Here is a 26,987-nt window from a genome sequence, read left to right as displayed (position 1 = left end):
CCCGGGCCCGTGCCGGGGCGGCCGGGCGGCCCGGCGGTCCGCGCGGATCAGTCCTCGCGGGGGTTGACGGTGATCACCCGGCCCCGGGCGTCGGCCGTCAGGTGGGCGGAGCCGTACGCGTCGGACAGGTAGACGCTCAGGCCGGCGTCGCCGCCCGTGAGCGTCGAGGCCGGGGTGACGACCAGATAGCGGCTGGTCGGACTGGTGATCCCCAGCTCCGTGTCGGCGCGCTTCATGAGCGCCGGCAGGGCGTCCCACGAGAAGGAGTCCAGGTCGGCCGGGACCGAGCCGGGGAAGACGGTGCCCCCGGGCCCCTCCCGGACTGCCACGTCCCCGCCCCGGTACATGTAGCGGTCGTACCGCTTCGTGCTGCCCTTGACCATCACCTGGGCCACGGCGTACTCCGGGTACACGACGAAGCTGGTGACCTTGGCGCCCCCCGAGGCCGCCTTGACGGCCGCGACGGCGGTCCGCGCCCCGGCGGGCGTCAGCAGGTCGGTCTTCCCGGAGCCCGTCTCCTTCGCGGAGCCCGTCTCCCCGGCGGGTGTCCCCGACACCGTGGGGCGCCGGGCCGCGGGACCCTGCCGCGAGGGAGCGGCGGTCGGCCCACCGTTCGGCTCGGCCGTTCCCCAGTCCCGGTTCACGGCGACGGGCACGCCCACCGCGAGGACCGCCACCACGGCCGCCGCCCCGAAGACCCGGCGCCCGCGCCGCCCGGGGGTGCCCGCCGCCGGGGCGGCCGGGGGAGAGGGGGGCGGAGGGCCGGCCGGGACCCCGGCCGGCCCTGCCCACGCCCCCGCCGGTCCCGCCGGCGCTCCCGCCGGGACCGCCGGCACCGACCGGAGCGGCATCGTCCCCGCGTCCCCGCCCCCGGCCCGCCCGTCCCCGGCGTCCGGCACCCGGTCCCGTACGGCGTCGCCGCCCCCGGGGGCCCCCGCCGCGACGGCGGCCAGTACGCGGTCCAGCTCCTCCGCGTCCGGGCGCGCGGCCGGGTCCCGCACGAGGAGGCGCGTCAGCACGCCGGTCAGCGCGCCCGCCCGGACCGGAGGGGGCACGTCGTCGGAGAGGACCGCCGCGAGGGTCGCGAGGGTGTTCTCCCGGCGCAGCGGGTGGTGGCCCTCCACCGCCACGTACAGCAGCATGGCCAGCGACCACAGGTCGGCCGCCGGGCCGCTCGCGCCGCCCCGGACGCGCTCGGGCGCCATGTAGTCGGGCGAGCCGATGATCGAGCCCGAGGCCGTCAGGGCCGTGGACTCCCGGATCGCCGCGATGCCGAAGTCGGTGAGGACCGGCCGCCCGTCGGGCCGCAGCAGGACGTTGGCGGGCTTCACGTCACGGTGTTCGATGCCCCGTTCGTGAGCGGCGCGCAGGGCCGCGAGCAGCCCGAGGCCGAGCCCGGCGGCCTCGGCGGGGGTCATCGTGCCCCGGTCGAGCCGCCCCTGGAGGGTGCCGCCGGTGACCAGCTCCATCACGAGCCACGGGTAGGTCCCCTCGCCCGCGTCCACGATGTGGTGGATCGTCACCACGTTGGGGTGGTCGATCCGGGCCAGGGCGCGGGCCTCCCGCAGCACCCTGGCGCGCAGGGTCCGGGCGCCCTCGGGGTCGTACTCGGCCATCGCGGGGTCCGGCGGGCGCACCTCCTTGAGCGCCACGTCGCGGTGGAGGGACAGGTCGCGGGCGCGCCACACCGTCCCCATGCCGCCGCCGCCCAGCCGCTCCAGCAGTTCGAAACGGCCGTCGATCACTCTGCTCACGCGCGCACCCCTGTAGTCGGATCTCTCCCGGTCCCCGAGCCGGTACCGCCCGGCGGGGCGGTCGCCCGCCGCCGTGCGCGCCCGTTCGCGGCCGCCCCCGGACGGGCCGGGGCCCGGAGGTCCTCCCGGAGCGGCCCCGCGTCCGTCCGCGTCCAGATCTTCGTCGCTCCCGGCCGTACTGTCACGCCCCGTTCCCGACCGGCCGGGGCCATCGATCGGCCGTATCGCGCAGCGCCCGCCACCGATGTCTCGGATAGGGTGATTCGGTAGGTATCGCGCCCCCCGGGGCGGGGTCGAGGCGTAGGGCGATGCGTTGGAGACACACCGGTCGTCGAACAGGGTTCCCCCACCGCCCAGGGCGGCCATGGGCGATGCCGGGGTGCTCCGCGAGCTGCTGCCGATCGCCCTGTGGCGCGAGGACGCCGAGGGCCGCGTCGTCGAGTGGTCCCTCGCCGCCCAGGACCTCCTCGGCCACCGGCCCGAGCACGTGCTGGGGCGTTTCGCCGGGCCGCTCCTCGTCCCCGACGCCAACCGCGGACTCGCCGACCGGCTCACCCGCCGCGTCCAGGCGGGCGAGACCATGGTCGGCACGCTGCCCGTCCGCCACCGCGACGGCCACACGGTCGTCATGGAGATGTGGATCGTGCCGGCCACCGATCCCGAGGGGCGGCCGGGGGCGATGCTCATCGCCGTGGAGACCTCCGAGGTCCTGCGCATGCGGGAGAGCCTGGCGGCGATGGAGAGCCTCTTCACCCAGTCGCCCATCGGCCTCGCCCTGCTCGGGCCCGACCTGCGCTTCCTGCGGGTCAACGACGCCCTGGCCCGGATGAACGGCGTCCCGGCGGCCGGACACGTGGGCCGCCGCCTCACCGAGGTCGTGCCCGGCGTCAACGCCGAATCGCTCGAATCCCTCATGCGCCGGGTCCTGCACGGCGGCACCGCCGTCGTCGACGCGCACCGGATCGGCCGCACCCCCGCCGACCCGGACCGCGACCACGTCTGGTCCTGCTCGTACGCCCCGCTCGTCGACCGCGCCGAACAGCGGCCCCTGGGGATCATCGCCTCCCTGGTCGACATCACCGAGAGCCACGAGGCGCACGCCGAGGTCGAACGGGCCCGCCGGCGCTTCGCCCTGCTCGCGGAGGCCGGCGCCCGGATCGGCACCACCCTGGACCTGGAACGGACCGCCGAGGAGACCGTCCGCTTCCTCGTGCCGCAGCTCGCCGACTCGGCCGACGTGCAGATGCTGGAGACGGTCTTCGCGCCGGACGACCCGGCCGCCTCCACCCGGGGCGTACTGCGGCGGCTCGCGGCCCGGCTCCCCGACCCGGCCGCCCCACCGTCCCTGCTCCTCCCGGGCCGGACCTTCCAGGTCCCCTTCGACTCCGTGTACGAGCGGGTCGTCGTCCAGGGCCGGCCCGTGGACCTGCGCGCGTCCGATCTCCCGGTCCTGCTCGGCGACCCGCACGCGGAGACGCTCCGCGCCTACTTCACCGGCCGCGTCGGCTCGGTGCGGCTCGTGCCCCTGGTGGCGCGGGGGAAGGTCCTCGGCGCCGTCATGGTGACCCGGCTGCGGACCCGCGAGCCCTTCGACGCCCAGGACCGGGTCCTCGTCGACGAGGTCGTCGCCCGCGCCGCCCTCAACATCGACAACGCCCGTCTCTACACCACCCAGCGGGAAGCCGCCCTCACCCTCCAGCGTTCCCTCACCAACAGCGCGCTCCCCGCCGTCACCGGTCTCGAACTCACCGGCCGCTACCTGCCCGCCAGCGCCCACGACGTCGGCGGGGACTGGTTCGACGCCATCGCCCTGCCGGGCGGCCGGACCGGTCTCGTCATCGGCGACGTCATGGGCCACGGCATCCACGCGGCGGCCGTCATGGGCCAGCTGCGCACCGCCGTGAGGACCCTGGCCCGCCACGACATCCCGCCGGCCCGGATGCTCAGCTCCCTCGACGCCGTCGTGGCCGACCTGGGCGAGGACGAGATGGCGACCTGCGTCTACGCGGTCCACGACCCCGCCACCGGCCGCTGGGTGATCGCCCGCGCGGGACACCCGCCGCCGGCCGTCGCCGCCCCGGACGGGACCGTCACCTTCCTCGACGGCCCGCCGGGGACCCCGCTGGGCACGGGGGCCCACGACTTCGGCACGGAGGAGGTCGTCCTGCCCGACGGCGGACTCCTCGTCCTCTACACCGACGGCCTCGTCGAAGCCCGCGACCGGGACCTCGACGAGGGACTGGGCCGGCTCGCGCGGGCGCTCGTCCCTCACGACCGGCCCCTGGACCGGCTGTGCGACGAGGTCCTCGCCGGGCTCCTCGCGGACTCCGCCCAGGACGACGTGGCGATGCTCGTCGCCCGCAGCACCCGCTGACACCCCCGTACGGCCCCGGCTCCCGCCCGGTGGCCGGGGCGGCTCCGCGGCCGTGGCGGCCGGATCCGGGTGGTCATGGACGGTCCGAGGGCGACGGGTTCGACGTCCCGCGCACACCGGCACCGACCGCCCGCCCCACCGCCCGACCGCCCGGGTCCGCGTCCCCGTACCGCGACGGCGCCCGGCGGTCGCGGGGCGCGTCCGCCGCGTCAGGCCACGTCGATGTGGACGCTGGTCGACTTCACGCGGGCGGTGGCCCGCATGCCGACCTCGATCCCCAGCTCCTCCACGGCCTCCCGGGTGAGGAGCGAGACGAGGCGGTGGGGTCCCGCCTGGATCTCGACCTGGGCCGCGACGTCACCGAGCTTGACCGCCGTCACGATCCCCGGGAACGCGTTGCGCGCCGAGGTGTACGGCTGGTCCTCGTCGCCGGTGGCGCCCTGCCCGGCCTCGACGGAGAAGGCGGCCAGATCGCGTCCGTCGATGAGCCGCCGGCCGTTCTCGTCGCGGTGGGTGGTGATCCGGCCCGCATCGGCCCAGCGGCGTGCGGTGTCGGGGCTCACGCCCAGGAGGCGCGCCGCCTGCCCGATGGTGTAGGACTGCATGTGCGCAAGATTAAGGTCCACAGCCTCGCATGCGCAAAGCTCATGCCCTTTTCCAGCCGCGTCTGCGAGGCCGGACGGAAGGGGTCACGTGGTTTCCTCTCCCCGCCCGACCGCCTCGACCAGCGGCAGCAGCCGGTGGGGCACCCGCTCGCGCAGGGCGATCTCGGTCCGGGTGCGGACCACTCCGGGCAGCCGGATCAGGCGCTGGATGACGTCCTCCAGGTGACCGGCGTCCCGCGCCACCACCCGGGTCAGCAGGTCGCCGCCGCCGGTGATGGAGAACGCCTCCACGATCTCCGGGACGGCCGCGAGCGCGTCCCCGACCTCGTCCAGACGGCCCTGGGTCACCTCGACGTGCACGAAGGCGAGCACCGGATGGCCCAGGGCGGTGGGGGAGAGGACCGGCCCGGTCGCCGTGATCACCCCGTCCCGCTCCATCCGGTCGATCCGGGCCTGCACGGTGCCCCGCGCGACCCCCAGGAGGCGCGCGTACTCGCGCACGCTCGTCCTCGGCCGCTCGATCAGCAGCCGCAGGATCCGGGTGTCGAGCCCGTCCACCGCCATGACCCGCCCGCCTTCTCCGCTTCCGTGCCGTGCGCGTTCCCGGTGCCGACTCTATCCGCGCGCCGGGGACCGGTCCCGCGGGCCCTGCGCGCCGCGGGCCGCGTGCCCGGCCCAGAGGATCAGGGGGAGCTGGAGGGGGACGCGGGCGCGGGCGACGGCCCTGGCGACCGGGGAGCGGTGGCGCCAGTCGTGCGCCATCTGTACGTTGGCGGGGAGGACGGCGATCAGGAAGACGGCGGTCGCGCGGGCGGCCTCCCGGCGTGTCCCCGGCACCGCGAGGCCGGCCGCGAGCGCCAGTTCGGCGGCCCCGCTGAGCCGGGTCCACGTCCTCGGGCGCCCCGGAAGGACGCGCGGCACGAGCGCGTCGAACGGCTTCGGGACGAGGAAGTGGGCGGTGCCCGCGGCGGCCATCAGGCCGGCGAGGGCGAGGGCGGAACGTGCGGACCGTGGCATGGCGCTCCTCCGGGGGTGGCGGTACGGGACCGGTGCCGGCCGGTGAGCACTGTTACCGGCCGGTAAGTACGGAGTGAGGGTGGCACGCGCGGGGGCGGGTCGTCGAGACCTGCGGCCGTTTCGGGGAGGCCGGACCGCGTTCCCCGCCGTCCCGGCGGGGAACGCGGCCCGCCGGTCTCGCCCGCGGTGGTCCGTTGGCCCACGGCCGGAGCGGTTCCGCCGCCGGAAGGTGGGCCAATGGCCCAGTCGATCGGCGATGAGTTGAGCCAATGGGGTGCGGATGCTTTCCTGTGTCACATCCACGTACTTTCGGCGCCGCGCAGCGCCGGGGCGGCGACGAGGCCGGTCCGGACCGCGGCGCCTTCGTCGTGTCCGCACGGCCCCACCACCCCCGGGCGCCGCGCGGCCGGCGAGAGGCAAGACAAGGGGGCGGCCGAAGCCGTGAAGAAGATGTTCGTGGCCCCGGATCCGGGGCTCGTCCGACTGCGCGTCTCCCTGCGGGCGGTCCTCGGCATCGGCCTCGCCGTCGCGCTGGCCGAACTCGCCGGGCTCTCGCTCACCGCCTCCGTCACCGCCGGTCTGGCCGCGCTGCTCGCCCTCTTCACCGTGGGCGATCCGACCGTGCGCCGCCAGGCCGTCACCACCGCCCTGCTCCCGGCCGCCGGCTTTCCCGTCCTCGCCCTGGCGACCGCCCTCCACGGCGTTCCCCCGCTCCGCGACGCCGTCTGGCTCCTCGTCGTCTTCGCCGGCGTGTACGCCCGCCGCTGGGGGCCGCGCGGGCACGCCCTCGGCATCTTCGCCTTCATGCAGTTCTTCGTGACCCAGTTCCTGCACGCGCTCCCCGCGCAGCTGCCCGAGCTGTACGCGGCCGTCGCCCTCGCCCTGCTCGCGGCGGGGACCGTCCGCTTCGGCGTCTGGTGCGTCGAACGGCGCGTCCCGCCGCCCGCCGCGCCCGCCCCGCCGCCCGGCACCGGTCTGGCCCGCCCCACCACCCGCCAGGCGTTCCAGGCCACCGCCGCCTGCGCCGTCGCCCTCGCGGCGGGCCAGCTGATCTCCCACGAGCGCTGGTACTGGGCCGTCGGCACCGCCTGGTGGATCTTCGTCAACACCGCCTCGCGCGGCGAGACCCTCGTCCGGGGCTTCCGCCGGGTCCTCGGCACCGTCACCGGCATCGCCGCCGGGCTCCTGATCGCCGTCCCCGTGGGCGGCGCGCCCGCCCCGACCGCCCTCCTCGTCGCCGTGTGCGTCTTCGGGATCTTCTACACCGCCCCCCTCTCGTACAGCTGGATGATGTTCTTCGTGACCGTCATGGCCGGACTGCTGTACGGCCTCCTCGGCGTCCTGCACCCCGGACTGCTGCTCCTGCGCCTCCAGGAGACCGCCGTCGGCGCGGCCGGTGCCGCGATCGGCGTGCTGCTGCTGCCCGTGACCACGCACGCGGCCACCAACGCCTGGATCGAACGGGCCGTGACCTGCGTGCACACCTGCACCACGGCCGCCGCCCGCCGGCTCGCCGGCGACCCGGACGCCGACCCGGCGCCGCACGCCGCCGAACTGGAACTCCTGCTCGGCCGGGTCCGGCTCTCCCTCGCGCCGCTCGTGCACCCGCTCAGCCCGCTGCGCGCCCGCAAGGCCCGCGCCCGCCGGGTGCTCGCGCTCCTGGACGACTGCGCCCGCGAGATCAGGGGCCTCGCCGCCGTCGCCGCCGACCCGGCCGCCTCGCACGACGCCCGGCTCGCCGCCGCCGCCTGGCGCGTCGAGGCCGCCGTCCACGCCCTCGTGCCCCCGGCGGAGCCCGTACGGTCCCCGGCCGCCGAAGTGGGCGGAGCCCCGCACCACCCCGGCGCCGAGGCGGCCCTCGGCCATCTGCACGGCCTGGAGCAGGCCCTCGTGGAACTCGCGGCGCCCCTGCGCACCTCCCCCCGCGCGCCCCTGGTCCCGGCCGCCTGAGAACGGGCCCGGCCGACCGCCCCGTCTTCCCCTCCTCTGGTCTAGACCCCTGCTACCGTCGGCGCGGAACGACCGGCCGAACACGGCCGGCGCCGGGAAGGAGAGACGACGTGGGCGGCACAGGGACGGCTCGGGACGCGGGCGGCCGGAACGGCGGGAACGGCGGAGGGGGTGCCGGCGCCGTACGGGCGTACATCGGCTCCTTCACCTCGGAGGGCGGGCGCGGGGTCCTCGCCGCCGAGGTGGACGGGGAGACGGGCGCCCTCACGGTCACCGGCTCCAGCGACGCCGTCGCCGACCCCTCCTTCCTGGCCCTCGCCGGCCCCGTGCTCCACGCCGTCTCCGAGACCGACGCCGGCGCCGTGGCCGCCTTCGACGTCACCGGACCCGTGCCCCGGCCGCTCGGCGCGCCCGTACCCGTCGACGGCGCGGGCCCCACGCACCTCTCCCTGGCCGCCGGGCACGTCCTCACCGCCAACTACACCTCCGGCAGCGTCAGCGTCCTGCCCCTGGCCGGGGACGGCACCGCCCGCCCCGTCACGGCGGTCCTGCGCCACGAGGGGAGCGGCCCCGTCGCCGACCGCCAGAGCGGTCCGCACGCCCACCAGGTGCTCCCCGACCCCAGCGGCCGGTGGGCCGTCGGCGTGGACCTCGGCACCGACTCCGTATGGGTCTACGCCCTCGACCCCGCGACCGGGGTGCCCGCCCTCCACGGCGAGACCGCGCTGCGTCCCGGCACCGGCCCGCGCCACCTCGCCTTCCACCCGTCCGGCACCCACGCGTACGTCCTGCACGAGCTGGAACCCGTCCTCACCGTCTGCCGGTGGGACGCCGCGACGGGCACCCTCGAACCGCTCGGCGAGACCCCCGTCGTCCCCGCGGGCACCCCCGGCCCCAGCTACCCCTCCGAGGTGGTCGTCGCCCCCGACGGGCGCTTCCTCTGGGCCGCCGTCCGGGGCGACGACACCCTCGCCGTCCTCGCGCTCGACCCGGACGGCGCCGGGGCCGCCCTGACCGCCACCGTGCCCTGCGGCGGCACCTGGCCGCGCGACCTGACCCTCGCCCCCTCCGGGCGGCACCTGTACGCGGCGAACGAGCGCTCCGGCGACGTCACCTGGTTCACCCTCGACCCCGAGACCGGCGTACCCGCCCGCGCGGGCGCGATCGAGGCCCCGGCGGCCTCCTGCGTCGTCTTCGGCTGAGCCGCGCCGGCCCCGGCGGACACGCCGAAGGGCCCGCACCGCCCGGTGCGGGCCCTTCCACGGACGGCGACCGTGACCCTCAGAGCGAGGGCACGCCCTGCGGCTGCTGCGGCGAGATGCCCAGCGCGGCCGTGTACTGCGAGAGCACCAGCTTGCCGATCGCCGGGTAGGCGCCCAGCGGCTCGGCGGCGGCGCACCCCGCCTCCTTCGCGGCCTCGTCGAGGAGGCCGTCGGCCAGCTCGGGACCGATCAGGTACGGGGCGAGGGCCAGCTGCTCCGAGCCGGCGGCGCGCAGCTGCTCGGCGACGGAGGCGATCGAGCCCTCCTGGTCGAGCGCGGCGGCGATCACCGGCACGGCGAGGCGCGCGGCGAGCAGCATGCCGGTGATCCCGGCGGCCCGCACGGCCTCCTCGCCGCCGACCGTCGCCAGGATGATGCCGTCGGCGGCCGTGGTGACCGTGAACAGCCGGGCGCGGTCGGCGCGGGCCAGCCCCACCTCCGACAGGCGCACGTGCAGCGCCTCGGCGAGGAGCGGGTGCGGTCCGAGGACGTCGGTCAGCTCGGCGTTGTTGCCGCCGTCCATCAGTGCCTGGCGGACCCGGCGCATCTGGGCGCTGTCCGGGCCGGCGAGCAGCGGGACGACGACCGCGGCCGGGCCCGTCGGGGCGGGGACCTCGCGGCCGGCGGCCAGGGCCAGCTCGTAGCGGTCGTCGCGCAGCGCGGCGGCGGCCGTCAGGACGCTCGCCAGGGAGGGGTACTCGGCGTCGTCGCCCTCCAGGAAGCCGATCACGGCCTCCAGGCCGGGCAGCTCGGAACGGGCGATGCTCACGACCTCTTCGGCCAGCGAGCGTATGGCGGCGGAAGGCACGCCGGGTACGGCGAGAACCAGCGCGGGAGCGCCCTCGGGCGCCGCCGCGGGTTCGGGGCGACGGTGCCGCCCGGACTGGCGGGGTCGAGGCATTCGTACAGGCAGGCCGGAAGCAGGCCCAGTGGGGGAGCTCATGGCGCCGCATGCTACTGGTTTCGCCCCCGGCGCCGTTCGCTGAGGTGCGACCACGCGTCTTCTGTCCCTCTATGTCCGGCCCGAAACTCCGCTTCCGTTCTGTTTCCGCCCGCCTCTGCCCTTTTCCTGCGGTTCCTGTGTTCTTTTCGTTTCAGGACACCGGCTTCCGCCCGGACGGACGCTCCGGTGGCGTCGCCTCGCCGAAGAGTCGCAGCAGCGCCGCGTCCACCGGCAGCCGCAGCGTGCCGGTGGCGAGCGCCGAGGCGAGGGCGACCGCTCCCGCCAGCGGGTCTCCCTCCGGAGCCGTCGTACGGGCGTGCGGAAGCAGCTCCTCCAGCGCGGCCCGCAGGGGCGCGAGCAGGGGCTCGCCCATTCCGAACAGGCCCCCGGTCAGGGCCACCACGGCCCCGGGCCCGGCCGGGCACACCGCCTCCGCGGCCTCCGCGACGTGCGCGCCGGCCCGGACGAGGATGTCCGCCGCCACCGGGTCCTCCGGGGCGCAGTGCCCCACCTCCGGCGCGAAGGAGGCGAGCACCGCGGGCCGGTCCGTGCGCGGGTAGAGCAGGCCGGGCAGGCCCGCCGCCGGTCCGAACCGCTTCTCCGCCCGGTCCAGGAGCGCCGCCGAGCCTCCCCGCCGCCCGTCGTGCGCCCGCATCGCCGCCTCCAGGCCGGCCCGGCCGATCCAGGCGCCGCCGCCGCAGTCGCCCAGGAGGTGCCCCCAGCCGTCGGCCCGCCGCCAGGTCACCAGGTCCGTGCCGAGCGCGACCATCCCCGTCCCGCCCGCGACGACCGCGCCCGGCCGCTGGCCGAGCGCTCCCGCGTACGCGGTGACCGCGTCGGCCGCGAGCGCGAGCCGCCGCACCCCCCACGCCTCCGCGAGCGCGCCCGGCAGCCCGGCCCGCAGCTCGTCCCCGAGGGTCGCCATCCCGGCGGCTCCCACGGCCGCGGCGAGCACCGGCCGTGCGCCGAACGGCTCCCTCAGGGCGCGGACCGCCGGCAGGACCTGCTCCAGGAAGTGGGCGGCGGAGATCCCGCCGGGACCGGTCCGTACGGGTTCGCGCGACGTGCGGCTGCCGAGGACCGTGCCGGTCGCGGCATCCGCCAGGGCGATCCGGAGGCCCGAACCGCCGGAGTCGACCCCGACGACCAGGCCGTCCGGGGCGTCCGGGCCGTCCATGCCGTCCGATCCGCCGGGATCGCAGGGAGCGCCGGGTTCGGGGGAAGGGGCGTTCACGGAAACCACGGTGCACCGTCCTCGGGGGAGTGGGCGGATCCTGCGGGGGAGGCGCCCCGCCGGGCGGTCGGGGCCGGTTGTCACTGTAGGCCGGTAGAGTGACGGACCGTGACAGCGCGACCTTTGAACGAACTGGTGGAGCCCGGCTGGGCGGAGGCCCTGAGCCCCGTCGCGGGACGGGTGGCGGCGATGGGCGACTTCCTGCGCGCCGAGATCGCCGCGGGCCGGACCTATCTGCCCTCCGGACAGAACGTGCTGCGGGCCTTCCAGCAGCCCTTCGACGACGTGCGGGTCCTGATCGTGGGTCAGGACCCCTACCCGACGCCGGGGATGGCGATCGGGCTGAGCTTCGCGGTCGCGCCCGAGGTCCGTTCGCTGCCCGGGAGCCTGGAGAACATCTTCCGGGAGCTGCACACCGACCTGGGCCTGCCCCGCCCGTCGAACGGCGACCTGACCCCCTGGACCCGCCAGGGCGTCCTGCTCCTCAACAGGGCGCTCACCACCGCCCCGCGCAAGCCGGCCGCCCACCGGGGCAAGGGCTGGGAGGAGGTCACCGAGCAGGCGATCCGCGCCCTGGCCGCCCGGGGCAAGCCCCTGGTGTCGATCCTGTGGGGCCGCGACGCCCGCAACGCCCGCCCGCTCCTGGGCGACCTGCCCGCGATCGAGTCCGCGCACCCCTCCCCGATGTCGGCGGACCGGGGCTTCTTCGGCTCCCGGCCCTTCAGCCGCGCCAACGAGCTCCTGCTCGGCCTGGGCGCCCAGCCGGTGGACTGGCGCCTGCCCTGACCCGGCGCGCGGGCCGCGGCGCGCCTCAGACCACCGCCGCCCGCACGCACAGCACGTCCGGCAGGTGCTCGGCGAGGAGGTGCCAGGTGTCCCCGTCGTCGGCGCTCGCGTACACCTCGCCGTTCCGGTTGCCGAAGTAGACGCCCGCCGGGTCCGCGTCGTCCGTGCACAGGGCGTCCCGGAGCACCGTGCCGTAGTGGTCGCCCCCGGGGAGTCCGGCGGTCAGCGGCTCCCAGGTGCTCCCGGCGTCGGTCGTGCGGTAGACCCGGCACCGCCGGCCCGCCGGGACCCGGTCGGTGTCCGCCGTGATGGGGAAGAGGTAGGCGGTGTCCGGGCGGTGGGGGTGGGCCGCGACCGCGAACCCGAAGTCGGAGGGGAGGCCCGCGCCGATGTCGGACCAGACGGCCCCCGCGTCGTCGCTGCGGAAGACGCCCCAGTGGTTCTGGAGGTAGAGCCGGTCGGGATCGCCCGCGTCCTGGGCGATCTTGTGGACGCACTGCCCGAACTCGGGGTACGGGTCCGGCAGGAACACCGCGGACACGCCCGCGTTGGAGGGTTCCCACGCGCCCCCGCCGTCCCGCGACCTGAACACCCCGGCGGTCGAGACCGCGACCGTGAGCGCGTCCGGGTCGCGGGGGTCGGTGACCACGGTGTGCACGGCCTCGCCGCCCCCGCCGGGCACCCACCGCGAACGGGTCGGGTGCTCCCACAGCGGCCGTACCAGCTCGAAGGACTCGCCGCCGTCCGCCGACCGGAAGAGGGCGGCCGGTTCCGTCCCCGCGTACACCACGCCGGGGGAGTGCTCCGGTGCCGGGTGCAGCTGCCAGACGCGCTCCAGGGAGGCCCCGGTGTCCTCGGGGAACCGCACCGCCGGCCGGGCCGGCTCGGTCCAGCTCCGGCCCAGGTCGTCGGAGTGGAAGACGGACGGCCCCCAGTGGGCGCTGTCCCCGCCGGCGAGCAGGCGCGGGGTCGCCCCCCGGGTGTCGACGGCGACCGAGTACACCGCCTGGGCGGGGAACACCGGATCGCCGAACTCCCACCGCCCCCCGTGCCTGCGGCCGATGAAGAGCCCCTTGCGGGTGCCCACGGTCAGGAGTACGTCGGGCATGGCTGCCACCTCCAGGACGTCCTTGTCACGGATGCGGCCAGTCTGCACCCGCCCGCCGATCGTGCTCCCCGGACGCGCCCCGGAGCCCTCCCGGGATGTGCGGCCCGGTTCAGATCGCCCAGGCGTACGGGGCCGGCGCGGGGAGTTCGGCGCCGAGTTCGCGGGCGGCGCGGCGGGGCCAGGAGGCGTCCCGCAGCAGCTCGCGGCCGAGGAGGACCGCGTCGGCCTCGCCGTTGGCGAGGATCTTCTCGGCCTGCCCGCTCTCGGTGATGAGGCCGACGGCGGCCACGGGCAGCCCGGTCTCCGCCTTGACGCGGGCGGCGAAGGGGACCTGGTAGCCGGGGCCCACCGGGATGCGGGCCGGTCCGCCGTTCCCGCCGCTGGAGACGTCGAGCAGGTCCACGCCGTGCTCGCGCAGCAGCGCGGCGAACCGTACGGTCTCGTCCGCCGTCCAGCCCCCCTCCTCCAGCCAGTCGGTGGCGGAGATCCGGAAGAAGACGGGCAGCTCCTCGGGCCACACGGCCCGCACCGCGTCCACGACCTCCAGGGCGAAACGGGTCCGGTTCTCGAAGGAGCCGCCGTACGCGTCCGTGCGGTGGTTGCTGTGCGGGGACAGGAACTCTCCGACCAGGTAGCCGTGGGCGCCGTGCACCTCGACGACCCGGAACCCGGCCTCCAGGGCGCGGCGGGCCGCGTCCGCGAACTGTCCGGTGATCTCCCGGATGCGCTCCGGGGTCAGCTCGTCCGGGACCGGGTGGTCCTCGGCGAAGGCGACCGGGCTGGGGCCGACGGGCTGCCAGCCGTTCCCGCCCGGGGCGACGGGGCCGCGGCCCTCCCAGGGGCGGTTGGTCGACGCCTTGCGCCCCGCGTGTCCGATCTGGATCCCGGGCACGGTGCCGTGCTCCTCCAGGAAGCCGGCGATCCGGCGCAGCCCCTCGGTCTGGGCGTCGTTCCAGAGGCCGAGGTCCGCCGGGCTGATGCGGCCCTCGGGGGCGACGGCGGTCGCCTCGACCAGGATCAGCCCGGCGCCGCCGGTGGCGCGGGCGGCGTAGTGGGCGAAGTGCCAGTCGCGGGCGACGCCCGCGTCCGGGCCGGTCGCCTCGGCGGAGTACTGGCACATGGGAGCCATCCAGACCCGGTGGGGAATGGTCAGGGACCGCAGGGTGAGGGGCTCGAAGAGGGCGACGCTCATGACGGACTCCGTTTCGGGATGCCGGGAAGGACGCTCATACGATAGGCATCGTAGTACGACGCATGTCAAACTACGAGAGGTCTCGTACAATGGGGCCGTCCCGGATGAAGTGGAGCCGCCATGACGACCACCGCCGACCCGCGCGCGCTCGAACACCCCCCGCGCGACCGGATCCGCCTCGAAGACGTGCTGCACGCGCTCGCGGACGCCGTGCGCCTGCGGATCGTGCGGGACCTGGCGGGCGAGGGCACCGAGCTGAGCTGCTCGGACTTCGACCTGCCGGTGACCAAGTCCACCACGACGCACCACTTCCGGGTGCTGCGCGAAAGCGGCGTCGTCCGGCAGGTGTACCGGGGGACGGCCAAGCTCAACACCCTGCGCAGGGACGACCTCGACACGCTCTTCCCCGGCCTCCTCGACGCCGTCCTCGCGGCGTCGGCGGCCCAGGCCGGCCGCGGGGGCGCGGCCGTCTGACGGCCGCCCCCCGTGGCGGGAGCGCGACCGTCTGACGGCCGTCCCCTTCGCGGCGGGGGCGCGTGCCCTACAGCGAGCGCATCCGGTTGATCTCCGAGGTCTGCTGGGCGATCACGTCGTTCGCCATCTCCTCCACCAGCACGTTGTTGCCCTCGCTCAACAGCTCGGCCGCCATCGTCACGGCGCCCTGGTGATGGGCGATCATGAGCTTCAGGAAGAGCTCGTCGAAGGCCCGGCCCCCGGCCTTCCCCAGCTCCGCCAGCTGGGCCCCGGTCGCCATGCCGGGCATCGCGTGGTGGTCGTGGCCGCTCTGTTCGCGCGGTCCGCCGTTGCTCTTCAGCCAGCCCTCCATCGCCGCGATCTCCGGCTTCTGCGCGGCCGCGATCCGCTCGGCGACCTTCTTGACCGCCGGGGACTCCGCCCGCTGCGGCACCAGCTCCGTCATCGTCAGGGCCTGGCGGTGGTGCGCGATCATCATCTGCACGTACCGGAAGTCCGCGCCGTTCGGGCTCTCGTCGGGGAGCAGCCGGGCGGCCTCCTCGGGGGACACCCGCCTGGTCGGCTCGCCCGGCCGCCCCGGCGCCACCACGGTGACCCCCGTCGGGGACGCGGCCTCCGGCCCTCTCCCGTCCGGCTCCGAGTCGCAGGCGCCCAGGGCGAGTACGGCGACGGCGGACAGGAGCGCGGCCACGACGGCGCGCTGACGGCGGATCAACAACGTGACCTCCAGGTGTTCTTGCGGGACGGGGACGTCCTCACACTTTCCGCGGGGCACCGGCCGGAATCCTTCATGACGTCCGTGTTGCCATCTGTTGAGATGTGCACGGCAAGGAACATACTGCCGGGGTCCCACACCCGTTCACGACCGAACGGACCCCAGGGAGGACGGAGTGACTTCGTTGCGTACCCCGCTTACCACGTCCACCGCGCGAGTTCCGCGCGGACGGACCAGACGACTGGGCGTGGCATCCGCCGCGGCCGGCCTGCTGGCCACACTGCTCGCCGCCGGACCCGCCGCCGCCACACCGGACCCCGGAGACGCCCCCGTGCGGAGCGGAATCTCCCGGGAGCAGGCGGCCGACACGCGCGCCGCCCTCCGGAGCGGCGAGATACCCGGGGTGGACCAGATCGTCCACACCCCGAACATCGAGCACCTCGCGAACATCCCCAAGGACGCCCTTCCGGGCCTCAACACCGACCTCGCCTTCCAGGGCAAGTACGCCTTCGCGGGGAACTACGACGGCTTCCGGATCTTCGACATCAGCAGGCCGAGCGCGCCCGAGACCGTCGCCCAGGTCCTCTGCCCCGGTTCCCAGAACGACATCTCGGTCTCCGGGAACCTGCTCTTCCTCTCCACCGACTCCTCCCGCAGCGACGACTCCTGCGCGAGCACCACGCAGCCCGCCACGGTCAAGGAATCCTGGGAGGGCATGAAGATCTTCGACATCAGCGACGTCCGCAACCCGAAGTACGTCGCCTCCGTCGAGACCGCGTGCGGCTCCCACACCCACACGCTGGTGCCGAAGCGCAAGGACGTGTACGTCTACGTCTCGTCGTACAGCCCCAGCGCCGCCTTCCCGGACTGCCGGCCCCCGCACGACGGCATCTCGGTCATCAAGGTGCCGCGCAAGGCGCCCCAGAAGGCCGAGGTCGTCGCCTTCCCGGTCCTCTTCCCGGGCGAGGGCCCGGACGGCGGCGGCAACCCCGGCGCCCCCACCAACCCGGGCGTCTCCAAGACCACCGGTTGCCACGACATCACCGTGCTGCCCGGCGAGGACCTCGCGGCCGGCGCCTGCATGGGCGACGGCATCCTCTTCGACATCTCGGACCCCGAGCGGCCCCGGGTGATCGACCGCGTCCAGGACAACGTCAACTTCGCGTTCTGGCACTCCGCGACCTTCAACCAGGATGCGGACAAGGTCGTCTTCACCGACGAGCTGGGCGGCGGCGGTGCGGCCACCTGCAACGCCGAGGTCGGCCCGAACCGGGGTGCGAACGGCATCTACGACATCGTCGGCAAGGGGAAGAAGCGCAAGCTCGTCTTCCGCAGCTACTTCAAGATCCCGCGCCACCAGGCCGCCACCGAGAACTGCGTCGCCCACAACGGCTCGCTGATCCCGGTCCGCGGCAAGGACATCATGGTCCAGGCCTGGTACCAGGGCGGCGTCTCCGTCTGGGACTTCACCGACTCCGCCCGGCCGAAGGAGATCGCCCACTTCGACCGGGGCCCGCTCTCCGACACCACCCTCTCGGTCGGCGGCTCCTGGTCCGCGTACTACTACAACGGCCACATCTACTCGAACGACATCGCCAAGGGCTTCGACGTCCTCAAGATCTCCGACCGCCGCACCGATCCCGCGAAGCGGGTCCGGCTCGACGAGTTCAACGCCCAGACCCAGCCGGACTACTTCGACTGATCCCCGGGCCGCCCGGCATCCCGGGCGACGGCGTGCCGCCGGACGGGCCCCCGTCCGGCGGCACGCCCGCCTCCCGGTCCAGGCCGTACCGGTGGAACAGCTCCGAACGCAGCCGTGTCCACGGCATCGGCGCACCCGGCAGCAGCACCGCCACCACCGCGCCCATCAGCAGCGCCCGCAGCAGCGGGTAGTCCGTGTCCACGTCCTCGGAGCCGTACCGCGCGAGCGTGTCGCGCAGCAGGAGGGCGAGGCGCTGCTGCTCCTCGCACCGCACGAAGCCCTCGGCCTGCAGGATGCCCGCCATGTGGGTCCGCATCAGGGTGGGGTGCTCCACCGCCAGCCCCAGGATCGCGTCGATCGCGCGGGCCAGCCGCTCCCGGCCGTCCTCCGTGCGCGGCTCGCGCTCCAGGGCGGCCTCCAGGGTGAGGTGCATCAGCCGGTGCACCGCCGACTGGAGCAGTTGCCGCTTGCCCGGGAAGTAGTACGAGATCAGCCCCCGCGCCGTACCGGCCCGCTCCGCGATGTCGCCGAGCGTGGTCGCCTCGTAGCCCCTGGTGTCGACCAGCTCCACGGCGGCCCGCAGGATGCGCTCCCGCGACCGGCGCCGGAGCTCTTCATTGACCGATGCGCTACGCGGGGACATGCTGGACTCCTGCGTTGACTGGCTGACGGCCAGTATACTCGGCGCGTCCTGTCGGTACGCCCTCGTGGCGGACCGCCGGGGACGCCGTCTGTTCTGGGCGACACGGGGGATCGTCCAGAACAGACGGCTTCATCGCGCCCCTCCCGCCCGGCCCGCGCCGTTCCCGCCCGGCGACGCGGCCCGCGCCTCCCTCCTCCGGTACGTGAGCACGGCCACGGCCACGCAGCACCACCCCAGGAGCCACCCCCCGAGGACGTCCGAGGGCCAGTGGACGCCCAGGTAGACCCGCGTCCACCCCACTCCGAGCACCGACACGACGGCGGCGCCCGTGAGCGCGCCCCAGCCCCGCCACCCGTCCCGCCAGTACAGGGCCAGGACCCACAGCAGCAGCCCGCAGGTGACCGTCGCCGTCATCGCGTGCCCGGACGGGAAGGCCGCGTACCGCGCCGAGTCGACCGGATCGGGCCAGTGGGGCCGGTCCCGTCCGACCAGTGCCTTGAGGCCCTGCTGGAGCCCCGCGGTCAGCAGGCTCGTCCCGGCCACCCACACGGCGAGCCACCGTTCTCCCCGCCACCACAGCAGCCCCACGGCGACGGCGGCCAGCAGCCGCATCGTCACGGGGTCCCACACCCAGTCGCTCAGGACGCGGTTCGCCCGGGTGAACCCGGGATGGGCGACGGCGCTGCGGTGCAGCTCCCCGGCGACCGACCGGTCGAAGGAGAGCAGCGGGGACCAGCCCGCGGCGACGCAGACGAGCAGGAGGACGGCCAGGACACCGGTGGCCACGGCGGAGGAGCGCATGGGCCGATCCTGCCGCACGGACGGCCCCGCGCCGCCCTCCCCACGCCTCGCGCGGTCTTCTCCCGGGTTCGTACGCCTCCCCGCGCGCGCCGTCTGCCGCACCCCGGTCGCGGTCCGGCGCCGCGACGGCCGTCAGCCCAGCGCGCCGAAGGCGGGGAGGAAGGCCACGAGCACCGGGACCACGGGGACCAGGGAGGCGGTCGCCGTCAGGCGCAGCCGGCGGCCGGCCGTGAGCCGGGGCGCCGCGGCCAGGAGGCGGTCCACCCGCTGCGGCAGGCCCGCGTCCGGCCCCGGCCCGGGGCCGAACACCCCGCGCTCCTCGTTCAGTCCGACCAGGGCGAGGGCCACCGTCAGACGGCCGAACCGACGCGAGGCCACGTCGTCGGCGGCCAGCTCCACCAGCCGGTGCATCTCCTCGCGGAAGGCCGCGAAGACGGGGACGCCCGGGAACCCGGCGGCCAGCGCCGCCGAGCAGTGCAGCAGCCAGTCGTGCCGGGCACGGGCGTGGCCCTGTTCGTGCGCCAGGACCGCGTCCAGCTGTCGCCCCTTCAGGCGGCGCAGCGCCGCCGTGGTGACGACCAGCCGGGGAGTGGGCCCCGGCATCCACCAGGCGCCCGCCCGTTCGCCCTCCAGGACCACCAGGCGCTCGCCGTCCGGCTCCTCCCCGGGCAGCAGGGGCACGCGGGCGAGCAGGTCGTGGCGGCGCCGCCGGCGCCGGGCGCGGGCCAGGCCGATCTCCCGGCCCAGCATCGCCCCGGACCACACCCCGCCGGCCGCGAGGGCCACGGCGAGCACCGCCGACCAGGGCCCGGTCGTGCCGAGTTCGTACGCGTCGACCACGGCGCGCGGCGCGGGCGCGAAGAGCCGGCCCCGTACGGCCTGCCAGGCGGCCGAGGCGCTGAACGTCATGGAGAGCGCGAAGCTCAGCAGGACGGCGGCCACCACGCACTGCCACACCCACAGGGCCACCACGGGTTCTCGCTCCACCCAGTCGGCCCGGGACAGCGGCCGGGGGGCCGCGAGGGCGGTCAGGAGGCCGAGCAGGAACAGCGCGAGGGAGACCCACATGGCGGCAGCCTATGAGCGCGGTACCGGCCGGGGGTACGGGCGCGAACGGCAAGTGACGTACGCCACGGACGGGTTGGCCGGGCCGTCTCCCCGGCGGGCCGGGGGAGCGGGCCCGGGGCGCGCCGGACCGACGCGCGCCGGACCCGTCCCACCGGCCCGCCGGAACCACGCGGCCGGTCCCGTGCGACGCACCCCGCGAAGGACCCGCGCACCCCGCGAGGGGCCCGCGCGCCTCACAGCGTCACCAGCATCGCCACCATGGCCAGCGCCATCGAGACCCGGCACGCGAGCGTCAGCTCCGGTCCGGGGGCCCGGGGCGCCGGTGCCGGACGGCCCGCGGGCGCCGCCACCGGGACGAGCCGCGCCCCCGCGCGCAGGACGTACACCGCGTAGTAGAGGAGGAGGAGGAGGCCCGTGAGTACGGGCACGCCGCCCGCGCCGGCCGTCGTGTGCCCCGCGTGCGCCCCCGGCGTGCCGGGGGCCGCCATCGCCACCGCCATGTAGACCATGGCGAGCGAACCCACCAGGTGGTGCGAGTGGTGACCGCCGTGCCGGACGGTGGGCAGCCCGCGCAGCGCCGCCGCGCCGAACACCGCCGCGTACACCCCCCAGCTCCACCCCGGCGGGGCGAGGACGCCGGCGGGTAGCGCCATGAACGCCATCCCGAACCCCATCAGCGCCTCACCGCCCGCGGCCCGCCGCTCCTCCCCGGCGCACCTCCGCGTCCGCAGCAGGCAGTACGCGCCGGTCGCCCCGCACAGCGCGACCAGCAGCCATCCGGACAGGGCCGGTCCGTGCACGGCACACCCCCTCGACGCGGTCGTGATCCCCGGGGAGGGATGCCCGGCCCCCGGGGAGGTCACGCGGGCGCACGGTTGCGCGGAGGCGTACGAGGGGGAGTGAAGGGCGCGCGTTAGGCTCGGTGCGCTTGCGCACCCGATCACCGATGCCCGAGGGGGACCGCAGATGGACGCCACCACGTCCCGGGAGACCGGATGGATCCACTACCGCGAGGCGGTCCCGGAGGACGTCCCCGTCCTCGTCCCGCTGGTCGAGTCGGCCTACCGGGGCGACGCCAGCCGGGCGGGCTGGACCACGGAGGCGGACATCCTCCGGGGGCAGCGCGTCGACGCCGAGGGCGTGACCGCCGTCATCGCCGCTCCCGGCAGCCGGGTCCTGGTGGTGGAGCGGGACGGGGAGGTCGTCGCCTGCTGCCAGCTGGAGCACCGGGGCGAGGCCGCCTACTTCGGCATGTTCGCCGTCCGCCCGCAATTCCAGGGCGCGGGCCTCGGCAAGCGGATCATCGCCGAGGCCGAACGCCGGGTGCGCGAGCTGTGGGACGTGCGCGAGATGCACATGACGGTGATCTCCGTGCGCGAGGAGCTGATCGCCTGGTACGAGCGGCGCGGTTACCGGCGCACGGGCCGGAGGACTCCCTTCCCCTACGGCGACGAGCGTTTCGGGGTGCCCCAGCGCGACGACCTGGAGTTCGAGCTCCTGGTCAAGCCGCTGGTGTGACCCCAGGGGGAACCCGGAGGGCGGAAGCGTGGCCTCCACGCTGAACGGCAGGAAAAACTTCTGTCACCAGGGGGGTCGCGCAGGACGATTTCCCTTGATCCTCTTGTGGGGAAGAAGCGTCGGTGGTTACCGTGTCCTGACGCAAGGTTCTCCTGTGGAGGAAGAGGCATGACGGAAGTTCTTGTGCAGGACGCGACCGGCAGGGGCATATCCACCGACGCCCGGGTGATCGACCACCCGGCCTGGCCCGAGCTCAAGGGGGCCGTGGAGGAGATCCGCGCCTGGCAGGGCGCGGACGGCTCCATCGACTTCGATGCCGAGGGCGCGCCCTCCCGCTCCCTCGTCGAGCTGACCGTCGACCGTGTCGTCTCCGCCGTCGAGCAGCTCTCACCGCTCCTGCCGCACGACGCCGCCTACCACCGCGCCCTCGTCTCCGACCTGCGCAAGTGGGCCGAGAGCGGCTTCGCGGTCCCGGACTTCCTGGACGCGCTGCTCGCCTTCCAGCCGGCCGCCGACCGCGTCGACGGGCTCCAGCACCTCGTCCTCTTCCCCATGTACACGCAGAACGGCAATCCGGACCGCAACCTGGAGGCCGTCGTCCTCCGCATGGTCTGGCCCGAGTGGCTCGCCGAGCTGGAGCGCACCCGCTACGACAACCCGCTCTTCTGCGGCATCACCTTCGAGGACTTCACCGCCGGGTACGACACCAACTCGGCCGTCCTCTTCCCTGAGACCATCGCCGTCCGCGAGGCCCCCGAGCGCTTCACCTGGGGCGGCATCTTCTGCGACCGCGAGGCCGCTCGCTTCCGCAAGGTCACCGAGGCCGCCGTCGACACCCTCGGCATCGAGCTGCCCGCCGACATCGCCGCGATGATCGGCGACCAGGAGCGCTGCGAGAAGGCGTTCGTGCTCTGGGACATGGTCCACGACCGCACCCACAGCCACGGCGACCTGCCCTTCGACCCCTTCATGATCAAGCAGCGCCAGCCGTTCTGGATGTACGGCCTGGAGGAGCTGCGCTGCGACCTCACCGCCTTCAAGGAGGCCGTGAAGCTGGAGGCCGAGGGCAACGCGCACGGCCGTGACGTGCAGTACGCCGTCCTCTTCGACCGCATGTTCCGCTTCCCGCTCACCGGCGACCGGAACCGCAACTACGACGGCCTCGGCGGCCAGCTCCTCTTCGCGTACCTCCACAAGCACGACGTGGTGCGCTGGACGGACAACACGCTCAGGATCGACTGGAAGCGGGCCCCCGAGGTCACCAACCAGCTCTGCGCCGAGATCGAGAAGCTCTACCGCGACGGCATCGACCGCCCCAAGCTCGTCCACTGGTTCAAGGCGTACGAGCTGGTCTCCGCCTACCTCGCCCCCCACCCGGGGTCGAAGTGGGCCAAGGGCCCCGACGCCCTCGACCTGTCCCTGCCGCCGCGCAAGCTCGTCGACGACGTGCTTCCGGACGAGTTTCCGCTCAGCATGTTCTTCGAGGCCCTCGCCAAGAAGCTGAAGGGCGTGATCGCCGACACCAAGGGGATCACCGCCGCCGACGTCCCGTCCACCGGTCGGGCCGCCGCGTGAGCGCTCCCGCCGGAGAACCCGGGAACGCCGAACACACGGAGGAGACGGTGCCCATGAACGCCGAAGGAAACGGCGGCCCGCTCGACGGCGCCGTCGTCGCGGTCGCCGGCGCGGCCGGTCCCGCGGGCCGCGCCGCCCTGCTGCGGCTCGCCGAGGCGGGCGCGACCGTGGTCGCGTCCGACGCCGACCCGGCCCGCCTCGCGGAGGCCGTCGACGCCGCCCGCTACGCGCACGGCGGCGCCACGGTCGTCGGTGACACCGTCGACCTGCTCGACCTCGCCGCCACCCGCGACTGGGCCGCCAAGACCGAGAAGGAGTTCGGCCGGATCGACGGCCTGGTCCACCTCGTCGGCGGCTGGCGCGGCAGCGCCTCCTTCACGGAGACCGACCTCAAGGACTGGGACTTCCTGGAGAAGCTCCTGATCCGCACGGTCCAGCACACCTCGCTCGCCTTCCACGACCCCCTGCTCCGGGCGGGCGGCCGCGGTCGCTACGCCCTGATCAGCCAGGTCGGCGCCCACCGGCCGGTCGCCGGGAACGCCGCGTACAACGCGGGCAAGGCCGCCGCCGAGGCGTGGACCCTGGCCATGGCGGACTCCTTCCGCAAGCTCGGGGGCGACGACGGCCCGCAGGCGGCGGCTGCGATCCTGGTGATCAAGGCATTGGTGCACGAGGCGATGCGCGCCGAGCGCCCCCATGCGAAGTTCGCGGGCTTCACCGACGTCGACGACCTGGCCGGAGAGATCGTCGGCCTGTGGGGCAAGTCCGCCCGGGAAGTGAATGGACAGCGCCTGTGGCTGACCCCCGAACCGTGACCGCGGTTCCCCCCCTCCGGACCGACGCGCGCCGTCGCCACGACCCGTCGGTCCGGGGCTTCGCCAGCGACAACTACGCCGGCGCCCACCCCGAGGTCCTCGCCGCCCTGGCCCTCGCCAACGAGGGCCACCAGGTGGCCTACGGCGAGGACGAGTACACCGACCACCTCCAGCGGATCGTGCACAGCCACTTCGGCTCCCGGGCCGAGGCGTTCCCGGTCTTCAACGGGACCGGCGCCAACGTGACCGCCCTCCAGGCGCTCACCGACCGCTGGGGCGCCGTCATCTGCGCCGAGTCCGCCCACATCAACGTGGACGAGGGCGGCGCGCCGGAGCGGATGGGCGGCCTCAAGCTGCTCACCGTGCCGACCCCGGACGGCAAGCTCACCCCCGAGCTGATCGACCGGCAGGCGTGGGGCTGGGAGGACGAGCACCGGGCCATGCCCCAGGTCGTCTCGATCACCCAGAACACCGAACTGGGCACCGTCTACACGGTGGACGAGATCCGCGCGATCGTCGAGCACGCCCACTCCAAGGGCATGAAGGTCCACCTCGACGGGGCCCGGATAGCCAACGCCGCCGCCTCGCTCGACGTGCCCATGCGCGCCTTCACCAACGCGGTGGGCGTGGACGTGCTCTCGTACGGCGGCACCAAGAACGGCATGGTCTTCGGCGAGGCCGTGATCGTCCTCAACCCGGACGCGGTCAGCCACATGAAGCACCTGCGCAAGCTGTCCATGCAGCTCGCGTCGAAGATGCGGTTCGTGTCCGTGCAGCTGGAGGCGCTGCTCGCGAAGGACCTCTGGCTGCGCAACGCCCGCCACTCCAACGCGATGGCCCAGCGCCTCGCGGCCGGGGTGCGCGCGCTCGACGGGGTGGAGATCCTCTACCCGGTCCAGGCCAACGCGGTCTTCGCCCGTCTCCCGCACGAGGTGAGCCGCCGTCTCCAGAAGCGCTTCCGCTTCTACTTCTGGGACGAGACCGCCGGCGACGTGCGCTGGATGTGCGCCTTCGACACCACGGAGGACGACGTGGACGCCTTCCTCCAGGCCCTGAAGGAAGAGCTGGCCCGCCAGGCGTACTGACCACGAGCGTCGTCGACACCGGCCTGCTCCTGATCATGGCGAAGACCTCCGGTGTGGTGGGTTGCCGGACGGCTCCCATCACACCGGAGGTCTTCGTGTCCCACCGTCACGACCGGCCGGCCGTCCGAGGGGCCCCTCGGACGGCCGGCCGCACCCGGTACCCACCAGAACCGGCCGTCCCCGGGGCACGGACCTGGAGAACCCGCCGCATTCCGTGCCCGTGGCGCCGGCGCTTGCCCTGGTTTGGTGCGCCGACCGATCAACGGGGATCGTCACATGCCCAAGGACGAGAGCGCGCATCCGGACCGAACGACCGGCCCCGGCCCTCGCGGCGCCCGCCGTCGAACGCGGCCCGGACGACCGGGTCGACACGCTCGCGACGACACGGGGCTCCGCGGGGAAGAAGCCGCGGAACTCGCGGCTCCGGCGACGATCGCGCGCACCGGGCGGGGCGAACCGCCGGCCTTCGGTCCGCACGCCGTCGACCGGCGGGGCGCCTCCGGCAAGAAGCACACGGCCGCACGGACGGAGACCGCCGGGATCGGCTCCACCGCGGACGCCCTCCTGCTCGACGGACACCGGCGCAGGTCCACGGCCCCGGAGCCCGCGCAGGCGCACAGGACTCCGGCGGCAGGGCCGCGCTGGTCCTGGTGGGCCGGCACGTGGGCACCGCACTGGGACTCGTCCTGCTCTCCGGGATGTTCCCGGTACTCGGCCCGCGCGAGCCGTCGAACCAGTACCTGGCGGCCGGAGCCCCGTCGGCAGCCGCGCTGATCGGCGGACCGACGGTCGGGGCGAGGCCCTCGGACGGGGAGACGGGCAGCACACCTCCGGATCTTGCCGGGCTCGCGGGCCCCGGCCCGATCCGGAAGGAACGGCCCGGGCGACGGTGAACAGGCGTACGGCCGGACGGAAGGTCATCGACCCCGTCCGGCCGGGAGCGGGCCCGTCGGCCGCGGGCGTCCGCGTCAGGCTTCCTTGACCTGGGCCGGGGTCGGGGCCGTGCCGCCGAGGTGCGCGGGCACCCACCAGGTGTCGCCCGCGTCCCTGGGGCGGACCGGGTAGGCGCGCTGCGCGGCTTCCAGGAGCTCCTGCACCCGTTCGCGCAGCCGTCGGGTGATGGCGCCCGCGTACTGGTCGGCGGGGGCCTCGACCGCCTCGCCGACGCGGATCGTCACCGGGATGTGGCTCCGTCTGAAGTTGCGCGGACGCCCCTTCGTCCACACCCGCTGGGTGCCCCACAGCGCCATCGGGATCAGCGGGACGCCGGCCTCCTGGGCGAGGCGCGCCGCACCCGTCTTGAAGCCCTTGAGCGTGAAGGACTGGGAGATGGTCGCCTCGGGGAAGACGCCGACGATCTCCCCGGACCGCAGCGACTCCAGCGCGTGCTTGTAGGCGTGCTCTCCCTGCGACCGGTCCACCGGGATGTGCTTCATGCCGCGCATGAGCGGCCCCGAGACCTTGTGCCGGAAGACCGAGTCCTTCGCCATGAAGCGGACCAGCCGCTTCTGCGGCAGCGCGGCGAGGCCGGTGAAGATGAAGTCCAGGTAGCTGATGTGGTTGCTGACGAGGACGGCCCCACCGGTCCGAGGGATGTGCTCCGAACCCTGTGTGTCGATCTTGAGGTCCAGCGCCTTGAACATGGTCAGTGCGGCGCCGATGACCGGCCGATAGACGAGTTCTGCCATCGGAGAGGAACCCCTTCTTCCTGCTGTGTCCGGGGAGGGTTCTCCCGGCGAAGTTACGGAGCCGTAGGTTTTCGGCTTCGGGCAGATCGTGCCCCATGCGGAGCGCCGTGACCAGCCCGAGCGTCTCCGTACGGGGAGATTCTCGTCACTCGCGGTGGCCGGAACGGGAATCGAACACCCTTCTCCGATGCTGTACCCGGTAAAACGCGGAACAGACCCGGGCGCGGGAGAAGGAGACGGAAACGGGATGGACGACGTCCTCGGGCCGGAGGCGCTGGGCGCCGAACTGGGGGAGCGGGCCACCCTCGTGCAGTTCTCGACCGCCTTCTGCCAGCCCTGCCGGGCCACCCGCCGCACCCTCGCCGAGGTCGCCGCGATGGTTCCCGGCGTGGGCCACGTCGAGATCGACGCCGAGGAGCGGCTCGATCTCGTCCGCGCGCTCGGCGTCGAGCGCACCCCCACCGTCCTCGTCCTCGACCGGGCCGGCCGCGTCGTCCGGCGGGCCTCCGGACAGCCCCGCAGGGCGGACGTCATCGCCGCCCTGGGGCGGGCGGTCTGACGCGGTGACGCTCCTCCCACATCGCGGGGCGTACTTGACTGCACCCGCCATCGATCGTCACGCTGGCGGAATGCCCGGAGAACCCCTTCTCCACGGCCGGACGCGCCGGGAGCCGGCCC

At 74.8% G+C, this 26,987-nt stretch carries 25 protein-coding genes; 11 read left to right on the top strand and 14 right to left on the bottom strand.

Translation table 11 applies throughout. The features are described from left to right. Positions 1-47: 47 nt before the first annotated feature. Complete coding sequence (locus ACZ6AQ_RS24790; protein WP_468762402.1) at positions 48-1,754, bottom strand: serine/threonine-protein kinase; 1,707 nt, start codon at positions 1,752-1,754, stop codon at positions 48-50. A 364-nt stretch (positions 1,755-2,118) separates the two neighbouring features. Here ACZ6AQ_RS24790 and ACZ6AQ_RS24785 point away from each other — a divergent pair, with 364 nt between their 5' ends. Then, on the top strand, positions 2,119-4,128 hold the full coding sequence (locus ACZ6AQ_RS24785) for a SpoIIE family protein phosphatase (protein ID WP_468762400.1): 2,010 nt from the start codon (positions 2,119-2,121) through the stop codon (positions 4,126-4,128). Between the two features lie 209 nt (positions 4,129-4,337). Here ACZ6AQ_RS24785 and ACZ6AQ_RS24780 read toward each other — a convergent pair whose 3' ends face one another. The 3 genes from ACZ6AQ_RS24780 to ACZ6AQ_RS24770 all read right to left on the bottom strand — a co-directional run bounded on the left by ACZ6AQ_RS24780 (position 4,338) and on the right by ACZ6AQ_RS24770 (position 5,750). Beyond that, the gene (locus ACZ6AQ_RS24780; protein ID WP_468762398.1) at positions 4,338-4,733 is read right to left on the bottom strand and encodes a TOBE domain-containing protein; all 396 of its coding nucleotides are present in this window, start codon (positions 4,731-4,733) and stop codon (positions 4,338-4,340) included. A gap of 84 nt (positions 4,734-4,817) precedes the next feature. Beyond that, positions 4,818-5,297, bottom strand: a complete 480-nt coding sequence (locus ACZ6AQ_RS24775) for an Lrp/AsnC family transcriptional regulator (RefSeq protein ID WP_468762396.1) — start codon at positions 5,295-5,297, stop codon at positions 4,818-4,820. A 51-nt stretch (positions 5,298-5,348) separates the two neighbouring features. Further along, the gene (locus ACZ6AQ_RS24770) at positions 5,349-5,750 is read right to left on the bottom strand and encodes a DoxX family protein (protein ID WP_468762394.1); all 402 of its coding nucleotides are present in this window, start codon (positions 5,748-5,750) and stop codon (positions 5,349-5,351) included. 450 nt (positions 5,751-6,200) lie between these two features. Between ACZ6AQ_RS24770 and ACZ6AQ_RS24765 the strand changes: the two genes are divergently transcribed. Together ACZ6AQ_RS24765 and ACZ6AQ_RS24760 are read left to right on the top strand one after the other, a co-directional pair. After that, positions 6,201-7,700 (top strand): FUSC family protein, encoded by a 1,500-nt coding sequence (locus tag ACZ6AQ_RS24765; RefSeq protein WP_468762641.1) that lies wholly within the window; start codon positions 6,201-6,203, stop codon positions 7,698-7,700. Between the two features lie 194 nt (positions 7,701-7,894). After that, on the top strand, positions 7,895-8,902 hold the full coding sequence (locus tag ACZ6AQ_RS24760; RefSeq protein ID WP_468762639.1) for a lactonase family protein: 1,008 nt from the start codon (positions 7,895-7,897) through the stop codon (positions 8,900-8,902). Positions 8,903-8,981: 79 nt separating this feature from the next. Here the strand turns inward: ACZ6AQ_RS24760 and ACZ6AQ_RS24755 are convergent, their stop codons facing one another. Together ACZ6AQ_RS24755 and ACZ6AQ_RS24750 are read right to left on the bottom strand one after the other, a co-directional pair. Next, positions 8,982-9,905, bottom strand: coding sequence for a sirohydrochlorin chelatase (locus ACZ6AQ_RS24755; RefSeq protein WP_468762392.1), 924 nt, complete (start codon positions 9,903-9,905; stop codon positions 8,982-8,984). Between the two features lie 151 nt (positions 9,906-10,056). Further along, on the bottom strand, positions 10,057-11,082 hold the full coding sequence (locus ACZ6AQ_RS24750) for an N-acetylglucosamine kinase (protein ID WP_468762637.1): 1,026 nt from the start codon (positions 11,080-11,082) through the stop codon (positions 10,057-10,059). A 165-nt stretch (positions 11,083-11,247) separates the two neighbouring features. Here ACZ6AQ_RS24750 and ACZ6AQ_RS24745 point away from each other — a divergent pair, with 165 nt between their 5' ends. Beyond that, positions 11,248-11,925 (top strand): uracil-DNA glycosylase, encoded by a 678-nt coding sequence (locus ACZ6AQ_RS24745; protein WP_388692040.1) that lies wholly within the window; start codon positions 11,248-11,250, stop codon positions 11,923-11,925. Positions 11,926-11,950: 25 nt separating this feature from the next. Here the strand turns inward: ACZ6AQ_RS24745 and ACZ6AQ_RS24740 are convergent, their stop codons facing one another. Together ACZ6AQ_RS24740 and ACZ6AQ_RS24735 are read right to left on the bottom strand one after the other, a co-directional pair. Continuing rightward, positions 11,951-13,033 (bottom strand): WD40/YVTN/BNR-like repeat-containing protein, encoded by a 1,083-nt coding sequence (locus ACZ6AQ_RS24740; protein ID WP_468762390.1) that lies wholly within the window; start codon positions 13,031-13,033, stop codon positions 11,951-11,953. A gap of 109 nt (positions 13,034-13,142) precedes the next feature. Beyond that, positions 13,143-14,225, bottom strand: a complete 1,083-nt coding sequence (locus tag ACZ6AQ_RS24735; RefSeq protein ID WP_468762388.1) for an NADH:flavin oxidoreductase/NADH oxidase — start codon at positions 14,223-14,225, stop codon at positions 13,143-13,145. Positions 14,226-14,345: 120 nt separating this feature from the next. Here ACZ6AQ_RS24735 and ACZ6AQ_RS24730 point away from each other — a divergent pair, with 120 nt between their 5' ends. After that, a complete protein-coding gene (locus tag ACZ6AQ_RS24730) occupies positions 14,346-14,699 on the top strand; it encodes an ArsR/SmtB family transcription factor (protein WP_468762386.1) in 354 nt (117 codons plus the stop codon). A gap of 67 nt (positions 14,700-14,766) precedes the next feature. Here ACZ6AQ_RS24730 and ACZ6AQ_RS24725 read toward each other — a convergent pair whose 3' ends face one another. Then, complete coding sequence (locus tag ACZ6AQ_RS24725) at positions 14,767-15,417, bottom strand: DUF305 domain-containing protein (RefSeq protein WP_468762635.1); 651 nt, start codon at positions 15,415-15,417, stop codon at positions 14,767-14,769. Positions 15,418-15,589: 172 nt separating this feature from the next. Between ACZ6AQ_RS24725 and ACZ6AQ_RS24720 the strand changes: the two genes are divergently transcribed. Continuing rightward, complete coding sequence (locus ACZ6AQ_RS24720) at positions 15,590-17,116, top strand: LVIVD repeat-containing protein (protein ID WP_468762384.1); 1,527 nt, start codon at positions 15,590-15,592, stop codon at positions 17,114-17,116. On the opposite strand, the gene ACZ6AQ_RS24715 is transcribed toward ACZ6AQ_RS24720, so the two are convergent. The 4 genes from ACZ6AQ_RS24715 to ACZ6AQ_RS24700 all read right to left on the bottom strand — a co-directional run bounded on the left by ACZ6AQ_RS24715 (position 17,082) and on the right by ACZ6AQ_RS24700 (position 20,428). Beyond that, entirely contained in the window at positions 17,082-17,759 is a 678-nt protein-coding gene (locus ACZ6AQ_RS24715; protein WP_468762383.1) for a TetR/AcrR family transcriptional regulator, read from the bottom strand. The genes ACZ6AQ_RS24720 and ACZ6AQ_RS24715 overlap by 35 nt on opposite strands. Before the next feature lie 129 nt (positions 17,760-17,888). Continuing rightward, positions 17,889-18,560, bottom strand: coding sequence for a phosphatase PAP2 family protein (locus ACZ6AQ_RS24710; protein WP_468762381.1), 672 nt, complete (start codon positions 18,558-18,560; stop codon positions 17,889-17,891). Between the two features lie 132 nt (positions 18,561-18,692). Next, positions 18,693-19,628 carry a M56 family metallopeptidase gene (locus ACZ6AQ_RS24705; RefSeq protein ID WP_468762379.1) on the bottom strand — a complete coding sequence of 312 codons (936 nt, stop codon included), beginning with the start codon at positions 19,626-19,628 and terminating at the stop codon, positions 18,693-18,695. 233 nt (positions 19,629-19,861) lie between these two features. Then, complete coding sequence (locus ACZ6AQ_RS24700; RefSeq protein WP_468762377.1) at positions 19,862-20,428, bottom strand: DUF5134 domain-containing protein; 567 nt, start codon at positions 20,426-20,428, stop codon at positions 19,862-19,864. 166 nt (positions 20,429-20,594) lie between these two features. Between ACZ6AQ_RS24700 and ACZ6AQ_RS24695 the strand changes: the two genes are divergently transcribed. The 4 genes from ACZ6AQ_RS24695 (at position 20,595) to ACZ6AQ_RS24680 (ending at position 24,621) form a co-directional block, all read left to right on the top strand. After that, positions 20,595-21,146 carry a GNAT family N-acetyltransferase gene (locus tag ACZ6AQ_RS24695; protein WP_468762375.1) on the top strand — a complete coding sequence of 184 codons (552 nt, stop codon included), beginning with the start codon at positions 20,595-20,597 and terminating at the stop codon, positions 21,144-21,146. 168 nt (positions 21,147-21,314) lie between these two features. Beyond that, positions 21,315-22,721, top strand: coding sequence for a DUF6421 family protein (locus ACZ6AQ_RS24690; RefSeq protein WP_468762373.1), 1,407 nt, complete (start codon positions 21,315-21,317; stop codon positions 22,719-22,721). A 53-nt stretch (positions 22,722-22,774) separates the two neighbouring features. Next, a complete protein-coding gene (locus tag ACZ6AQ_RS24685) occupies positions 22,775-23,536 on the top strand; it encodes an SDR family NAD(P)-dependent oxidoreductase (protein ID WP_468762371.1) in 762 nt (253 codons plus the stop codon). Continuing rightward, on the top strand, positions 23,515-24,621 hold the full coding sequence (locus ACZ6AQ_RS24680; RefSeq protein ID WP_468762369.1) for a threonine aldolase family protein: 1,107 nt from the start codon (positions 23,515-23,517) through the stop codon (positions 24,619-24,621). The genes ACZ6AQ_RS24685 and ACZ6AQ_RS24680 overlap by 22 nt, the downstream gene beginning before the upstream one ends. 968 nt (positions 24,622-25,589) lie before the next feature. Here ACZ6AQ_RS24680 and ACZ6AQ_RS24675 read toward each other — a convergent pair. Then, a complete protein-coding gene (locus ACZ6AQ_RS24675; protein WP_468762367.1) occupies positions 25,590-26,309 on the bottom strand; it encodes a lysophospholipid acyltransferase family protein in 720 nt (239 codons plus the stop codon). A gap of 247 nt (positions 26,310-26,556) precedes the next feature. Here ACZ6AQ_RS24675 and ACZ6AQ_RS24670 point away from each other — a divergent pair, with 247 nt between their 5' ends. Further along, complete coding sequence (locus ACZ6AQ_RS24670) at positions 26,557-26,868, top strand: TlpA family protein disulfide reductase (RefSeq protein WP_388692006.1); 312 nt, start codon at positions 26,557-26,559, stop codon at positions 26,866-26,868. Positions 26,869-26,987: the final 119 nt, after the last annotated feature.

It is taken from the genome of Streptomyces sp. NPDC041191 (genome assembly GCF_055591945.1).
The sequence above is the reverse complement of the archived record's forward strand: the minus strand, read 5'-3'. Positions and strand labels throughout refer to the sequence as shown.

Coding starts and splice junctions, on each gene's coding strand:
- ACZ6AQ_RS24785 (WP_468762400.1), top strand. CDS start 2,119: ATGGGCGATGCCGGGGTGCTCCGCGAGCTGCTGCCGATCGCCCTGTGG.
- ACZ6AQ_RS24780 (WP_468762398.1), bottom strand. CDS start 4,733: ATGCAGTCCTACACCATCGGGCAGGCGGCGCGCCTCCTGGGCGTGAGC.
- ACZ6AQ_RS24775 (WP_468762396.1), bottom strand. CDS start 5,297: ATGGCGGTGGACGGGCTCGACACCCGGATCCTGCGGCTGCTGATCGAG.
- ACZ6AQ_RS24770 (WP_468762394.1), bottom strand. CDS start 5,750: ATGCCACGGTCCGCACGTTCCGCCCTCGCCCTCGCCGGCCTGATGGCC.
- ACZ6AQ_RS24765 (WP_468762641.1), top strand. CDS start 6,201: ATGTTCGTGGCCCCGGATCCGGGGCTCGTCCGACTGCGCGTCTCCCTG.
- ACZ6AQ_RS24755 (WP_468762392.1), bottom strand. CDS start 9,905: ATGAGCTCCCCCACTGGGCCTGCTTCCGGCCTGCCTGTACGAATGCCT.
- ACZ6AQ_RS24750 (WP_468762637.1), bottom strand. CDS start 11,082: ATGGACGGCCCGGACGCCCCGGACGGCCTGGTCGTCGGGGTCGACTCC.
- ACZ6AQ_RS24740 (WP_468762390.1), bottom strand. CDS start 13,033: ATGCCCGACGTACTCCTGACCGTGGGCACCCGCAAGGGGCTCTTCATC.
- ACZ6AQ_RS24735 (WP_468762388.1), bottom strand. CDS start 14,225: ATGAGCGTCGCCCTCTTCGAGCCCCTCACCCTGCGGTCCCTGACCATT.
- ACZ6AQ_RS24730 (WP_468762386.1), top strand. CDS start 14,346: ATGACGACCACCGCCGACCCGCGCGCGCTCGAACACCCCCCGCGCGAC.
- ACZ6AQ_RS24715 (WP_468762383.1), bottom strand. CDS start 17,759: ATGTCCCCGCGTAGCGCATCGGTCAATGAAGAGCTCCGGCGCCGGTCG.
- ACZ6AQ_RS24710 (WP_468762381.1), bottom strand. CDS start 18,560: ATGCGCTCCTCCGCCGTGGCCACCGGTGTCCTGGCCGTCCTCCTGCTC.
- ACZ6AQ_RS24705 (WP_468762379.1), bottom strand. CDS start 19,628: ATGTGGGTCTCCCTCGCGCTGTTCCTGCTCGGCCTCCTGACCGCCCTC.
- ACZ6AQ_RS24695 (WP_468762375.1), top strand. CDS start 20,595: ATGGACGCCACCACGTCCCGGGAGACCGGATGGATCCACTACCGCGAG.
- ACZ6AQ_RS24690 (WP_468762373.1), top strand. CDS start 21,315: ATGACGGAAGTTCTTGTGCAGGACGCGACCGGCAGGGGCATATCCACC.
- ACZ6AQ_RS24685 (WP_468762371.1), top strand. CDS start 22,775: ATGAACGCCGAAGGAAACGGCGGCCCGCTCGACGGCGCCGTCGTCGCG.
- ACZ6AQ_RS24675 (WP_468762367.1), bottom strand. CDS start 26,309: ATGGCAGAACTCGTCTATCGGCCGGTCATCGGCGCCGCACTGACCATG.
- ACZ6AQ_RS24670 (WP_388692006.1), top strand. CDS start 26,557: ATGGACGACGTCCTCGGGCCGGAGGCGCTGGGCGCCGAACTGGGGGAG.